Annotated in this window: 9 protein-coding genes and 1 pseudogene; 1 reads left to right on the top strand and 9 read right to left on the bottom strand. The window is 64.4% G+C overall.

Annotated features, from left to right (window positions below):
- Nucleotides 1–24: 24 nt before the first annotated feature.
- The 7 genes and pseudogenes from IPF85_RS23045 to IPF85_RS23015 form a co-directional block, all read right to left on the bottom strand.
- Nucleotides 25–1,017 carry a glycosyltransferase family 2 protein gene (locus tag IPF85_RS23045; protein ID WP_343410395.1) on the bottom strand — a complete coding sequence of 331 codons (993 nt, stop codon included), beginning with the start codon at nucleotides 1,015–1,017 and terminating at the stop codon, nucleotides 25–27.
- The gene (locus IPF85_RS23040; RefSeq protein ID WP_343410394.1) at nucleotides 1,014–2,003 is read right to left on the bottom strand and encodes a lysylphosphatidylglycerol synthase transmembrane domain-containing protein; all 990 of its coding nucleotides are present in this window, start codon (nucleotides 2,001–2,003) and stop codon (nucleotides 1,014–1,016) included. The genes IPF85_RS23045 and IPF85_RS23040 overlap by 4 nt, the downstream gene beginning before the upstream one ends.
- The gene (locus IPF85_RS23035; RefSeq protein ID WP_343410393.1) at nucleotides 2,000–2,737 is read right to left on the bottom strand and encodes a class I SAM-dependent methyltransferase; all 738 of its coding nucleotides are present in this window, start codon (nucleotides 2,735–2,737) and stop codon (nucleotides 2,000–2,002) included. The genes IPF85_RS23040 and IPF85_RS23035 overlap by 4 nt, the downstream gene beginning before the upstream one ends.
- Before the next feature lie 74 nt (nucleotides 2,738–2,811).
- Nucleotides 2,812–3,219, bottom strand: a complete 408-nt coding sequence (locus IPF85_RS23030) for a hypothetical protein (RefSeq protein WP_343410416.1) — start codon at nucleotides 3,217–3,219, stop codon at nucleotides 2,812–2,814.
- A 49-nt stretch (nucleotides 3,220–3,268) separates the two neighbouring features.
- Nucleotides 3,269–3,451 (bottom strand): annotated as a pseudogene (locus tag IPF85_RS23025) (glycosyltransferase); the annotation flags it as partial.
- A 155-nt stretch (nucleotides 3,452–3,606) separates the two neighbouring features.
- Nucleotides 3,607–8,616 (bottom strand): glycosyltransferase family 39 protein, encoded by a 5,010-nt coding sequence (locus IPF85_RS23020; RefSeq protein WP_343410392.1) that lies wholly within the window; start codon nucleotides 8,614–8,616, stop codon nucleotides 3,607–3,609.
- A gap of 2 nt (nucleotides 8,617–8,618) precedes the next feature.
- The gene (locus tag IPF85_RS23015) at nucleotides 8,619–9,941 is read right to left on the bottom strand and encodes an MFS transporter (RefSeq protein WP_343410391.1); all 1,323 of its coding nucleotides are present in this window, start codon (nucleotides 9,939–9,941) and stop codon (nucleotides 8,619–8,621) included.
- 287 nt (nucleotides 9,942–10,228) lie between these two features.
- Between IPF85_RS23015 and IPF85_RS23010 the strand changes: the two genes are divergently transcribed.
- Nucleotides 10,229–10,546, top strand: a complete 318-nt coding sequence (locus IPF85_RS23010; RefSeq protein ID WP_343410390.1) for a hypothetical protein — start codon at nucleotides 10,229–10,231, stop codon at nucleotides 10,544–10,546.
- Nucleotides 10,547–10,552: 6 nt separating this feature from the next.
- Here the strand turns inward: IPF85_RS23010 and IPF85_RS23005 are convergent, their stop codons facing one another.
- On the bottom strand, nucleotides 10,553–14,188 hold the full coding sequence (locus IPF85_RS23005) for a right-handed parallel beta-helix repeat-containing protein (RefSeq protein WP_343410389.1): 3,636 nt from the start codon (nucleotides 14,186–14,188) through the stop codon (nucleotides 10,553–10,555).
- Nucleotides 14,189–14,202: 14 nt separating this feature from the next.
- Nucleotides 14,203–14,801, bottom strand: a 599-nt coding sequence (locus IPF85_RS23000) for a hypothetical protein (RefSeq protein ID WP_343410388.1), incomplete at its 5' end; no start/stop codon positions are given.

Genomic DNA, 14,801 nt, shown 5'->3' with positions numbered 1-14,801 from the left:
GGACGTTTTCCAATGGGTTGGCTGTCATGGCTCTTGTGTTGCCTCTTGATTTTCCAGAATCTCGCGAATCGCGTAGATCGGTTTGTTTTGCGCCTCGTAATAGGTGCGCATGGTCATCTCCCCTAACAGGCCGATGCTCAGCATCTGCACGCCCAGCACGACCAGCAGAACGGCCAGGAGCAGCAGCGGCCGGCTGCCGATGCTCTGTCCCAGGATCAGCTTGAGATAGGTCAGGTACATGCCGATCAACGTGCCCACAGCGCCCAGGGTGAGACCGATGCCGCCAAAGACGTGCAGCGGCCGCGTGGCGTAGCCGAGCAGAAACCGCACCGTGATGAGGTCCAAGATCACCCGAAAAGTGCGGCTCAGGTTGTACTTGGAGCGTCCGAACTGCCGCGGCCGGTGAGAGACGGGAATTTCCGCCACGGCCGTGCCCATCCAACTGGCGATGGCGGGGATGAAGCGGTGCAGTTCACCGTACAGGCGCACGTTCTGCAGCACCTCGCGGCGATAGGCTTTGAGCGAGCAGCCGTAATCGTGCAGGGTCACGCCGGTGACGCGGGAGATGAGCGCGTTGGCGATGACCGAGGGCAGCCGCCGGCTCAGCGCGGCGTCCTGACGCTGCACGCGCCAGCCGCTGACGACATCGTAGCCAGCCGCGATTTTGTCCAGCAGCAGGCCGATGTCGGCCGGGTCGTTTTGCAGGTCGGCATCCAGGGTGACGATGATCTCCCCGCGGGCGCGCTCGAAGCCGGCGGCGAAGGCGGCCGTTTGACCGAAGTTGCGGCGGAAGCGCACCACGCGCACATGCGCGGGGTCCTGCAATTGCCAGCGGCGCAGCAGGGCAAAGGAGTCATCGCGACTGCCATCGTCCACCACGATGATCTCGAAGGGGCGGCCCAGGCCGGTCAGCGCGGCGGTGAGCTGCGCCTGCAGGCCCGCGATGCTCTCTTCCTCGTTGTACAACGGCACCACGACCGAGACATGGGGCGCCGCCGAGGCTGTGGGATGGGTCATGGCTGTTCCACCCCCAGGCTGCGGCTGTCAGGCGCCGGTTCCCACCAGGCGGCCGGGGTGAGGTAGAGGATGCCGCCAACCAGCGCGCCGCCCATCGTGACTGCGTAGAAGAGCAGACCCATCGCGGCCGCGGCCGCCGGTGTGACGCCTACCTGGGTGAACAGGGCCATGTAGCTGAATTCGCGCACGCCCAGGCCGCCGAAGGAGGGGAGCACGAGGGAGACAGAAATGAGCGGCACGAAGATCAGGTAGTAGCGCCAGGGAATGGCGGCGCCTACGGCCAGGCCCAGGCAGATGTTGAGGCCAATGAGCAGGGCGTTGAAGATGAGCGAGACGCCAAACGACGCCAGGAGAGGACGCAGGCCATAGGTGGGGATGGCGTCGAGCAGGATTTGGCCGGCCTTGACCCGCGCCACGGCCGGGAAGCGGCGCTGCAAGGCCAACGCCCAATCGCGCCGCGCCATCAGCAGGACGATCAGCGCACAGGCGCCGAACAGCAGACCGAGGAGCCAGCCGACGGTCGGGCTGGCCGCGCCGGGCGCCAGCAGCAGCGCCATGATGCCGATGGGCATCTGCATGGCCATGCCGCTGAAGCGATCGAGCAGGACCGAGCCGAGCACCACGCCGGGCCGGCCGGCGTAACGGCCCAGGGCCACGGTCTTGACCGCGTCGCCGCCGAAGCCGGTGGGCAGGACCGTGTTGAACAGACTGCCGATGAAGTACCAGCGCACCAGCAGCGCCAGGGGCGCGGGGACGCCGCCGGCGCGCAGCAGGATCTGCCAGCGGGCCGCGCGCACCAGCACGCCGAGTTGAAAGAGCAGCAGGGCCAGGGCAAACCAACCGGCGTGGATGTGGGTGAGGACGGCGAAAATCTCACGCCAATGGACCGCGCGCAGCAGCAGGGCCATCAGCGCCAGGCTGATCGCCAGTTTGAGCGGGCCGTCGAGGCGTTTGCGCAGCGCAGTTGCGCGGGTGGAAGCAGTCATTGCGTCGGTTTCTGGGCGATACAGAGGAGCGATTGGCCGAGCGGCACATCCCACACGCGGCGCAGGAGGCGCTCGGCGCCGATGAAGAGCGGGGCCAGCAGGTTGAAGAGCTTGAGTTGGCCGTGGGGCAGGATGTCGCGCTTGAGGACGCGGCTGTTGAGCCACCAACCGGGAATGCCGGCGATGTTCAGGTAGCTCAGCCGCAGAATCGTGAGGCCGGTCGCGCTCACCAGGCTGCGCAGTTGGCCGCGGTCATAGCGGCGGAAATGCCCCAGCGCGCTGTCCAGGGTGCCATGCATGTACGCGCCGGCCGGGACGAAGAGGAGCAGCCGGCCGCCCGGCGTCAGCAGTTCGGCCATGTGGCGCAGCGCGGTCTGGTGATCTTCGATGTGCTCCAGGACGTTGAGGCACATCACGGTGTCAAGGCGATGGCCGGCCAGTTGGGCCACGGTGTCACGCGTGGTGATGTCGCCCTCGCAGATATGGACATTGGGGCGGTCGGCAAATGCGGCGCGCACGTAGCGCACCGAACTGGGCAGGCGATCCAGACCAACCACCTCGTCCAGGCCCAGGAAATAGCTGGTCATATTGCCGATGCCGCAGCCCACCTCGAGCAGGCGGCGACCCGCGTACGGCGCAATTTCGTCGTAGATCCAACGGTTGTAGCGATCTACGCTCGCCATGCGGCGCAAGGTCTCGCGGCCAATCGGATCGTCTAGTTCGGCAAATTCCAATGCAATCTCCTTGTTGGGGCTTGTTGGGGCTTGTTGCTCGTTGTAGGGGCATGAGGGCTACCGCCCTCGTGCCCCTACTCGATGAAACGATATTTGATCAACGCCCACAGGGCCGGCAAACCATCGCGCCAGGCGCTGATTTTCTTCCCCTCGTCGGCGTCACGCCCGTTGTAGGAGATGGGCACTTCGAAGACGCGATAACCACGTTTGAGAATCTTGGCGGTGATCTCCGGCTCGAAATCAAACCGATTGGCGCGAATCTCGATGTCCTTGAACACTGCCGACCGAAATACCTTGTAGCAGGTTTCCATGTCGGTCAGGATGGTGTTGTAGAGCAGATTGGTGATCAGGGTCAGGAATTTGTTGCCCAACATGTGCAGGAAGTTGAAGACCCGGTGCGAGCCGAGGAAGCGGGAACCGTAGACCACGTCGGCCTTCCCCTCCAGAATGGGCTGAATGAGCACCCCGTACTCGCGGGTCATACTCCAGGTCTGCATCCTGGATGACGACCAGGTCACCGCTGATATGGTGCAGCCCGGTGCGAATGGCCGCGCCCTTGCCCTGGTTGAACTCATGAAAGACGATGTGCATCGCGGCCGCCTGCTTGGCCTGCATCTGGCGCAGGATGTCGCGCGTACCGTCTGTGGAGCCATCATCCACCAGGATGATTTCCTTTTCAACGCCGTCGAGCGGCGCGGCCAGGACGCGGCGCACGATCTCCTCGATCGTCCCCCGCTCATTGTACACCGGGATGATGACCGACAGCCTGTGGGGTGTTGTGCTCACGGTGATGATCTGTCTCTCCTGTCTGTCTGATGCCCCATCATAGCACACGGGTACCGCGGCGTCAAAGCCAGGTGAACGGCGCCCTATGGCTCGAGGACCGTGATGCCGAGGCCGAACACGCCGTTGTCATGATCGCCCTTGAACGAGCCGATGAGCAGAGTGTACTCGCCGTCTGGCGCGGCGATGGTGGTGGTCAGCACAGGCACCATCTCGTTTTTCTGCGCCACCACGCCGTAGCCGCCGCTGAACGGCTTGAACGCCTGATTCCACCAGTGCCCGTCACTGCCCTCCAGACCCGCGTAGGTATCACCGGTGGTGAACATCGCATCTTCGGCTTCGATGCGAATCTCCTGACCCTCATCGTTGAGCAGGCGCACGTAATCGAACACACCGTCATGGCCCGGCAGCGGGCCGATGTGCAGCACCAACTGGCCTCCGGTCACGGTGACGCGGCCGGCGTTGATCTGCCACACCGAGCCGGTCTCGTCGCCCAGGAAGGTCTGCGCCGGCGTGAAGGATGAACCATCCGGGTAAAAGGCGTGATAGCCGGCAACGGCAGGCGGCGCGCCAATCTCTGGTGTGACCACCGGCGGCACCTGCATTCCCCGCGTTGGTTCGCCGTTCAGCACCAGGTAGCTGCTGAAGAGCAGGCCGCCGCCGGGGATGCGGTGTTCTTCGAGCACGCCGTTGGGCCAGCGGCTGGTGATGGCAGAGAGTCGCGTGGGTTGGTGGGGGTAGACGATCCAGACGAAGGGCGGGCCTGGGCAGCTCTCGATCAAGCCGTTGGGCGCCTCGGTGGGCAGGTCAATCAAGGGCCGCGGCCAGGCCAGGAATGCGGTCTCGCGCACCTGCAGGGCGTATTCATCGGCAAAGTCGCAGGCCGCGATGTCGGTGGGCAGGTCGCGCAGGTAGCGGCCGATGAGGGTTTGCGGCCGCGCGGCGATTTTGACCGTTTCGCGGTAGAGATTCCAGTCCTGCCAGCCGACGAGGGTCAATATCACCAGTAGGGGCACGAGGGCGTAGCCCTCATGCCCCAGGCGGCGCCAGCGTAAGGGCACGAGGGCGCAGCCCTCATGCCCCAACCGGTCCAGGGCGAGGGCGGCGAACCAGGCGCCGGCGAACGTCATGCCGACCAGGCGCGGCCAGAAGGGCGCGTCGCCGGTGAGGATGCTGCCGATGAAGAGGTTGAGCACCCAGAAGATGAGCGCCAGGGCGGCGCCGGGTGTGCGCCAGCGGCGCAGCGCGTAGCCAAAGCCCAGGGCGATGAGCGGCGAGATAGCGGAGCTGAACATGGGGTGCCGGTAGCCGAACTGCGTGCTGGAGTCCGCGCTGACATGGAACATCAACAGCGAGAGCCGCGTCTGCTCCAGGAAGACGGCCCAGGGCGTGGTTACGCCGTACTTGCCCATGAGGTGGTTCATGACGGCCGGGTAGAAGAGGAAGACCGAACGACTGCGTTCGACCAGCGCATCCTGGTTGCGGGCAAAGTAGATGAGGCTGGGGCCCAGGCCGATCAGCAGGCCCAACGCCATGAGGGTCAGGCCGATCAGGTTGCCCTTGATCCAGTCGCGGCGGAAGAGCAGGGCGAAGAGCAGAAAGCCGGCGATGATGAAGAGGACGACACGGCCCGAGTAGTACATTTGCAGGCCAAAGCTGAGGAGAACCCCGGCCAGAGCCAGGGAAAAGTTGCGACGCGCACGTAAGCCATCCACCAGCAGGAAGAGGGCGAACAGATTGAACGGCCAGGGGTCCATGTACGCGGCCAGGCGCGAGAAATGGATATGGGGGACGTTGATCGCCACCAGCGCAGTAGCCAGGAGGGCCAGGCGCGGGCTATCGAACAGGCGCCAGATGAACAGGTAGAAGGCCAGCAGGCTGAGCATACCAGCGATGACCGCGCTCATGTTGAGGCCAAAGAGGTTGTTGCCGAAGAGGGCCATGGCGGCCGCGGTGGGCAGGTAGCCGATCATGGGGATGTTGGCCCAACCCTCCTGGAACAGGCGCCATTGGTTGCCCATGATGATCTCGCGGCCTTGAATGCCGTAGGAGGCCATGTCGCCGTGAAAATCGTAGGGGATGATTTCCAGGCGATTGACGCGCAGCCAGAAGGCCGCGCTCAGAATGACGACCAGGATGAGCAAATTGAACAGGGTGGCACGGGCCGGCCAGATGCGCCGCGTCGCGCCGCCGGCCCGTCGCAGAAGCTGCCAGGGCGTCTGCGAGGCCAGGAAGAGCAGGATGCTGAGCAGCCAGATCGCCTGGACGCTGCCGTCTTCGCCCTGCCAGGCAAAGCGCTGCAGGCCGAACGCCGCGCTGCCCAGGGCCGCGAGCAAGAGCAGGCTACGCCCAACCCGGTTGACCAAGCTGCCCGCGCGCGCTTGACGACGGACGCGCTGATCCGGGCGTGTCCAGATGGCGGGCGTCAGCCAGGCAAAAAGGCCCAGGGCCAGCAGGTAGAGCGCCGTGCCGATGCGCAAGCGGTTCGGCTCGAACCAGGCCAATGAGATGGCGTTGCCCAGGGTGCTGGCCAGGAGTTGGCGCAGACCGGCGCCGTCATAAAAGGCCTGCGCCAGGTAGGCGAGTGCCAGTGCCAGCAGGATGCCGGCCAGTCTGCGCCAGGTGACGCGCGGCAGAGGCGGCGGCGCAGGCTCCGGTTCAGCAGCAGCCGCAAGCGCTGCATCCTGTTCTGATTCCGCCACCGCCAGGTCGTGCCGGGTCAGACTTAGTTCATAGCGCCCAACGCGGCGGTGCAGCAGCCGTTTGGCGATCATGGCGGGCGCGGGTGGTGTATCCCCAGCCGGCGGGGCGGCCGTCAGTGTGTCAGGCAAGGCAGGGACGGGCGTTGAGTCTTCAGCCGCCGGCGCCGGGATCACGGCTTCGCTGTCGGTCAGCGCCACAACCGGGGCTGCGCCCGCAGTTGCAACCGGGGTCATGGCAAAGGGCACGGCCGCGGTGGGGGTGTCCGCGGCCGGCGGCACGATGGGCGCGCGGCGGCGCCAGGCCCGCAGCGCCAGCAGGAGAAAGAGCGCGACCAGGCCGCCGATCGCCAGGAGGCCCGGCCAGGGATTGTCGCCGCCCAGGCCCGCGGGTGGGACCGTTGGCGTGTAGCCGGGCGGCGTCACCAGGTAGGCGCTGAAGGTCGGCCAGCCGTGCTCGATCCCTTCCTGCACAGCGCCGCCGGGATAGGGCGGTCCGTACGCGACCTGCAAAACCGGGAGCAGATCGCGCTGCTCGGTCGGCACGATGAACGCCAGCGGCGGATCATCTTCTTGCACGGGCGCGGGCGGTAAGATTCCCTGGCGAATCTCTTCGAAGGTGATGTTGCGGCCGTTGACATTGTGGTTCAAGAACTGAAAGACGCTGTCATCCCAGGAGAAAGGCTCTTGCACCAGCAGAACCTGGGTGTCGCCGGGGAGGCGGCTGATGAAGCGAGCCATGCTGGTGCGCGGCTGGACACTGGTCACGGACCAGGTTGCGTAGGTCCGCCAGTTGTTGACGCCGACCGCGGCCAGCGCAATGACCAGCAGCGCGGCCAGCGCAAGGCGGCCATACTGATCGAGCGGCCGCGCCAGGAGGCCCCACAGGTAAACGCCGGCCTGCGCGGCCAGGATGACGACCGCGGGCAGGACGATGCCCAGGTGAACCCAGTTGGGCGGGTCATTGGTGAGAACGCCGCCCAGGACCAGGCTGGCCGCGAACCAAGTCACGAGCAGGAAGGAGCGCGCATCACGCAGACGCGCGAGCGCCAGACCCAGGCCCAGCGTCAGCAGCGCGGCGGTCAGCCAGTCGAGCATGGGACCGGGAAAGGCAAACTGCGGGCTGGTGTCGCTGTAGAGGTGAAAGGTGAGAAGTGTGCGTTCGATCTGGCGCACGAGCAGGGCCGGCAGGGTGGAGACGCCGTATTTGTTGAGCAGATGTTCGTAGACGGTGGGGTTGGTGAGGGTGACGGTCCCGGTGCGGCCCATGAAGACGTCGAACTGGCGTAGGGCATAGCCCAGCATGGGGCCAAAGGCCAGCAGGGCGCCAAAGACAAGGGCCAGCCAGTGGCGCCACTGGCCGCTGATCTGGCGGCGCTGCCAGATCAGCAGCCACAGAAACAGCAGCGGGAGGATGACGAAGGCGACGCGCGCGCCGTAATAGACCAGCGGGCTGAGGCCGAACAGGATGCCGGCCAGTGCAAACCAGACGCCGCGGCCTGTACGCAAGCCGCGCCAGAGGCAGGCGCAGAACAGCGTGACGATGAGCAGGGGCGCGCTGGGGATGACGATGCGGCTCAGGTGGTTGTGGGTGTAGCTGATGGTCAGCAGGGCGGCCGCCAACAGCCCGACGCGGCGATCGGCCAGCTCACGCCCCAGCCAGAAGACGGCAGGAATGGTGGCGGTACCGATGAGCACGGAGCCGAGGAATAGCCCGTAGAGGTCCTGTCCGAACAGGCGCATGGAGAGGGCGGAGAGCATGTAGAAGAACTGGGGGAACTGGAAGTAGGTGTTGATGCCGATCCAGGCCGGCTGGCCGATCAAGGCGAGGGCTTCACGCCCGACGACGGTGATGTCGCCGTCAATGTTGCCGGGGATGGCGGTCAGGTAGCGGGCACGCAGGGCAAAGGCCGCGGCCGTCATGAGGGCCAGCAAGGCCCATTCCCACCAGGTGTCAGACGGCAGGGTGGCGACGCGGTCCGGGCGTGCGCGCATGGGCAGATAGGAGGCGAGGAACAGGAGCGGACCGGCCAGCCACAAGGCGCGCACCGCCAGGCTCTCGCCGGCGCTGAGATAGAGCGCCAGGCCGGCCAGGTAGCCCAGCAGGGCCAGGGCCAGGCTCAACGCGGGCCAGGTGAAGGCCAGGGCCAGGCGCGGCTGCGGGCGCGGCGGTTCAGGCCAGGCAGGCGCGCGCGGTTCAGGCGCGGCCGCCAGGGCAAACAGGAGCATGGCGGCGGCCAGCAGGCCATAGGCCAGGAGATGGGCCGTCTCGACGCGCAAGGTGTCAACCAGGGGGAGGGCGAAAGGCGTCTGAGTGAGCAGGGATTGGGCCAGTAAGGCCAGCGCCAGGGCGCCCAACGCCCCGGCGCGGTGATTCCAATGCAAGGGTTTTGTCATCACTAGAGGTGCGCCGGTACCTCATTGCCTGCCTCACGGATGGCCTGGGCCACGTTGACCCGGGTGAGGAGGAGCATGCCGGCCACAAAGAAGACGATCAGCGACAGAATGGCAATGCGGTAGCTGCCGGTAAATTGCAGGCTGAGGCCAAACAGGAGTGGGCCGAGCCAACTGGTGCCGCGTTCGCTGACCTCGTAGAGGCTGAAGTATTCGGCCTCCTGGCCGGATGGGATCATGTGGGAGAAGAGCGAGCGACTGAGAGCCTGGCTGCCGCCAAGAACCACCGCGATGACGGCGCCGATCGCGAAAAAGCCGGCGGCATCTTCGGCCTTGAGCACGCCGTAGGTGTAGATGACGACGCCTGTCCAGATGACGAGGCTGCCAAAGATAGCGCGCTTGGTGCCCACATAGCGGGAAATGCGGCCGAAGATGGCCGCGCCAAAAAAGGCGATGAACTGCACCATCAGAATGACCGCGGTCAGGGTATCAATGGACAGTTTCAATTCTTCCTGCCCGAACTGGGATGAGAGGGCGATGACGGTCTGGATACCGTCGTTGTAGAGCAGATAAGCGATCAGGAAGAGCATGGTTTGCGGATAGCTGGGGAGCCTGGTCAGGGTGGCGCGCAGTTGCTTGAAACCGGCGGTCGTGTAACGTTCGCCGGCGGGTAAGCGGCGCCGCGGCTCACGCGACTTCAGCATGCGGATGGGAATCAGGGTAAAGAGCGCCCACCATGCGCCGGCCGACAGCAGGCTGATGCGCACCGCCATCGCGGTATCCAGACCGAAGTCTGCGGCCTTTGAAAACAGGACCAGATTGAGGGCCAGGAGCAGACCGCCGCCGAGGTAGCCGGTGGCAAAGCCCATGGCCGAGACATTGTCGCGGCGGTCGGCGCTGGCAATTTCCGGCAAGTAGGCGTTATAGAAAACGATGGAAGCGCCAAAGCTCAGGTTACCGATCAGAAAGAGCAGGCCGCCCAGGAGGTAGTTGCTGCCTTGCAGAAAATACATGCACATCGTGGCGATGGCGCCGATGTAGGCAAAGAGGGTGAGCATCTGCTTTTTCAGATGCGAGTAGTCGGCGATGGCGCCAAGAATGGGCAGAAAAACGACCTGTAATAGGACGGAAAGAGAAACCATGTAGGGGAAGAAGGAGCCGGCGCCCACTTGGATGCCGAGAGGGTAGACAAAGCCATTGGCGTCTGCGGCCGCCCTGGTGATGGAGGTCAAATACGGGCCTAAGAAGACGGTGACAACGGTGGTGGAAAAGGCCGAATTGGCCCAATCGTAAAAATACCAGGCGCGAATCTCACGCTTGTCGTTCATGGGCAGCTCCTTCTGTCTCACAGACTTTCTGACGGAATCTGTTCAGGCGTGGTGGATGCCCGGCGTCGCGCATCCAGGGCGATCCTGGCGATGCCAGGTTCATCAAAACCGATGCAGTATGGGCAACGAATCATGGGCAACGGGTGCGTATTGTACACGGTGACAGGCAATGGGTCAATTGTGTGGGGGTAGCCATCCTGTTTCACACAATGGGACGCTTTGTGATACAATGACAGCCACTCGCTACAGCCAATGGCCGCCTGGGCCGCCATCATGAGGAAGATAGCATGAGCGATTCATCAACCATAGTGCGCTTGCAAGGATTGCAGAACCTCTACGCGCAGGGATTTCAGAGCGCCTTTATTGACCGTGCAATCCAGCAGGTGATTGCCACCGAAGCGGACAACACCGAGGCCGAGTTGCGGCGTCTACGACAAAAACTGGAACACTACGAGCAGCGCTACCACATGACCTCGGCCGATTTCTACAGCCGCTTTCGCACCAGTGAATTGGGCGCGGACATTGATGTGGTCGAGTGGAGTATCTTCTACGACCTCTACCAGGGCGTGCAAAAACGCCTGCACGAACTTCACACCCTGTTGTAAGGCCCCTCAGCGGCAGGCGACAGGCGCCTGACCGGGCGGCGTGTTGGCGGCCAGGCAAGACTGCCATGCCGTCACCAGTGTGGCCAGGTCCGTCACGTCCAGGAAACCATCGCAGTTCGCGTCGTACAGATATGCCGAACGTCCGATGAGATGCGCAACCAGCATGATGTCCACAATATCCACGCTGCCGGAGCGGTCAACATCCGGGTAAGCGCCGGGGCAGAAGGGATCCGATAGCTCGCTGGTATTGCCATTGCGGTCGGTTGCCGTCGCCACCATGGGCCACCAAAGATTCGCTGCCTGCACCGGCTCCAAGAGCACACTGGTGATGTTTTGCGCGACATTGAACGTGTAGCTGGTGGCGCCCAGGTAGGACAGCGCCTGCCCGGAAGTCATGCTATCGGCCCGGTAGAACTCGACCGTGATCGGGTAGGAGGCGTAAATGACCGCCGAATCTACCCGGTAGCTGATCAATATCGGCTCATACTGCGCCAGTACGCCGGGATCAGGGTCAGTGAACAGCACCGTCGCGATGGATGGGTAATTCTGCCGCCGATTTGGCCCCAGGTCGGGATCGCCCTCATCATTGGGCGTGAGACCATCGCCGTCCAGGTCAATGGCGCGACCAGGCCCATTGACCACGATGTTGCCCGACAGCCGGTTGCCGAGCGTCTCCTCGCCGGTCACGACGATGCCTTCCTGGCTGTTGAAGCGCACAACGTTGCCCGGCCAGATGATCAGACTGCCCGCGGTGTCGCCAACCTGGTTGTCGTGCGCGCCCTCTTCGATGACGATCCCATGCTGCTGTTGACTGCCGGTGAGCGGCGTCGTGCCGCTTCTGGCCGGCCCAATCAGGTTAGCCAAAATGAGATTGTGGCTGGCTGTCGCGCCCGTGATGCGCACCCCGGCCTGATCGTTACCGCTGACCTGGTTAGCCTGGCCCAAACGCCCCACCTGGTTATCGCTCGCCCCTTCGATCACGATCCCATCGGCCTGCGCGCTGCCAAAGATGATGCTCTGACCGCTGGCCGCCGGCCCAATCGTGTTGTTCATCACCTGGGTCCGGCTCGACCCCGGTCCGAGATAGATGCCGGCCTGCCGATTACCGCTGATCAGGTTGCTGCTGCCTGTCAGTTGTGACGCGGCATCCAGGCTGGCAGTCACGCCAATGCGATTCTCCTGCGCGCCGTTGCCAATCCACACGCCAATCTGCTGCTCCTGACCATCGGGCAGGATGCTGCCGCTTGCGCTGGGGCCAATGCTGTTACCGATGATGATGTTGCGGTCGCTGCCGGCGCCGGTGATGATGATACCGGCGCTGAGGTTGCTGCTGATCAGGTTGCGGTCGGCCGGCATCGTCCCGCCGATCTGGTTGTCGGCCGCGCCGTTCTCAATGGCGATGCCCACTTGCTGCTGCGCGGCGCCGCTGATGCCGTTGGCCGCCACGCCGATGAAGTTGCCGGTCAACAGATTGGCGCTGCCCTGGATGACGACGCCCTGGTTGGTGAACTGCGTGAGGACAAGCCCGTTGATGCGATTGTTGTCACTGGCCAGGATCAGTCCGTCAGGCAGTTGGTCGTTTCCGCTCAGCGTGATCGTGAGCAGCGCGTCGATGGGGCTGGAGAGCGCGGCCGTGTTGACACGGGCGCCCGGCGCGGTCGTGCCGTCAATCCACAGGCCCGCGGGGTCGGTCAAGGCCGGCAGCGGGGAGGTGAGGACGATGACGCCCGCGACCAGGAAGCCAATGGCATGTGGTCCTGAGCAGGCGTTGGCCTCCTCCAGCGCAGCGCGCAGGGTGCAGCCGGCGTCCGTCGTGGCGCACAGACAATCGCCCACGTTGGCATCGGCGCTGTCGCCCAGGTTGGTGACCGCAAATGCGTTCTGACTGAGCGCGGTGGCCTGACTGAATTCGCTGGTGTTGCCAGAGGCATCGGTCACCGTCGCCACGATGAGGTCGGTGTCATTGGGAATGACGGCGGCCGGGAAACGCTGCGTGATCGTGGTCTGGGTACTCTCATAGAGCAGGCTGCCCACCCATGCCTGACCCGCGGCCACCTGGCCCAGCACAGCGCTGGCCTCGGCCCGGTAGAAATCAATCGTCAGCGGATATTGCGTGTGCTCCGGGCTGCTGTCCACGAAGATATCGAGCTGTATCTGGTTGATGAGCGCGCTGATGTTGCCGATGAGCGGCCGGTTCTGCAGGCTATTGGGGCCGCTATCGCCATCGCCGGGGTCATCGGGCGTGATGCCATCCGCGCCCAAATCAAGCCCGGGCGCGGCCGGCGGCAACAGAGAAGGGCCATTATCCGCCAGATTATTGCGCCGCACCCGGTTGTAGGGACTGTTGCCCTCGATGGTCACCGCGGTCAGGGTGTGGTAGGCGATGCGATTGGACGCCGCTGCATCTGCGCCGCTGCCAATCTCATTGCTGGTCGCGCCATCGCTCAGACGCACGCCCACCGCCTGGACGCTGCCGGGCAGGGGACCTCCGGCCGCGGCCGGCCCGATCGTGTTGGCCCACACCCGGTTCCGAAAGGCGCCGCTGCCGGTGATGCGCACGCCGTTGGCGCGGTTACCGCTGATCAGATTGGCCTGCACCAGGTTATTACTGGCGCTGGTGTTGATCCACACGCCGTCGCTCTGGACACTGCCGGCCAGGAGCGCCTCTCCGCCGGCGGCTGGCCCGATGATGTTGCCTCGCACCAGGTTGCCGCCCGCGCTGTCCGAAAGCACCACGCCCGCCACGCTGTTGCCGGAGATGACGTTGTCAAGCACCAGGTTGTCATAGGCGATATTGGTGAGGTGAACTCCGTACAGTTGCTGGCTGTCGGTCAGCACCGACGCGCCATCCAACGCCGGGCCGATCAGGTTGCCCTGTACGGTGTTGGTCAGCGCCAGGTTGCCCTCGATGCGCACGCCGGCAAAGCGGTTGCCGCTGATGACATTGCGGTCCGCGGGCAGCGTGCCGCCAATCACATTTTGCTTGGCGAGCGCGCGCACGTTGACGCCCGCGCGTTGAAAACTGGAGACATGACTGCCATCGGCCGTCAGGCCCAGGAAATTGCCGGCGATGAGGTTTTCGCGACCGCCGGCGATGACAATGCCGTTGTAGTAGGGCGCGCCCACGTTGGCATCGAAGCCGTAGATCGCCAGCCCCCGCACCACGTTGTGGTGGCTGGTGACGGTCAGGCCGTCGAAGGCAAGATCGCGACCATCCAGCGCCACCGTCACGCTGGCGTTGAACGTACCGGTCAACGGGGCCGTGTTGGGGCTGGCGCCGGGCGCGCTGTAGCCATCAATCGTGACGCCGCCGCTGCTGTCGCTCAGCGCCGGCAGGGAGTAATAGGGCGCAATCGTGCCGCTGATGGCAAACTGGATCAGGTCAGCGCCAGGGCAGGCATTGGCCGTTTGCAGCGCGGCGCGCAGCGAGCAGAGATTATCGTCGGTGGCGCACAGACAGTCGTTCGCGTTCGTATCGGCCCCGTCATCCAGCGTGTTGACGCTGATGGGGCTGTTGGCGGGGAGGCTGCTGCGGGTTGAGGCGCCGGCAGCCACGGCCAGCCCAAGCAGCGCCAGCGCGACTAGCGCGCTCGTCAGCACAAGCATCCGTCGAGGGTGCAGAATCAAGCCAGAACGATTCACCACCAACCTCCTGCTCAGCGCGTGGCGCTGATGTCAATTTCCCAATGCCCTGGCCGGCGTATCGTCCCCTGGTCGTGGACCTCTTCGCCCGCATAGTGGCCGTAGCAGGCCAGTTGCTTGAAAAAGATGGCGTCGTGCTGGTCCAGGTAGGTGTTGACACGGGCCACAATGCCATCCAGGCCCGCGCTGGTGAAGCTGCTGCGCAGATCGAGCAGCCATTTGCCCTTCATGACCTGCACTTCGTTTTCGATCGGGCGGTTGACGCGCTGCTTGGGCATCAGGAAGAGGTCAACCACGGTCAGCAGGTGGTACGATTGGCGCAGGTTATCGCGGATGACCAGGCCAGACTGGGGCGCGTAGGCCAGCACTTTACGCGCGGCCAGATCATCCAGAACAAAGAGATGCTCCTGGGGCACCGTTGAGATCGGCCAGTTCTGCATGTTGAGCGGCTGGCGTTTTTCTTTGGCATCGAAGAAGAAACGTCGGCCCTGCTGGCGGTTGCCAAACGCGAAGTCCAGACGGGAAAAGGACCTGCAATTGTCCTCGAAGGCCATGTTCTGGCTGCGGAAATAGGCTTTGACTTCCTGTTCCAATGAGATCATGCTCGTCCTTT

It is taken from the genome of Candidatus Amarolinea dominans, from assembly GCF_016704685.1.
GTDB lineage: Bacteria > Chloroflexota > Anaerolineae > SSC4 > Amarolineaceae > Amarolinea > Amarolinea dominans.
The sequence above is the reverse complement of the archived record's forward strand: the minus strand, read 5'-3'. Positions and strand labels throughout refer to the sequence as shown.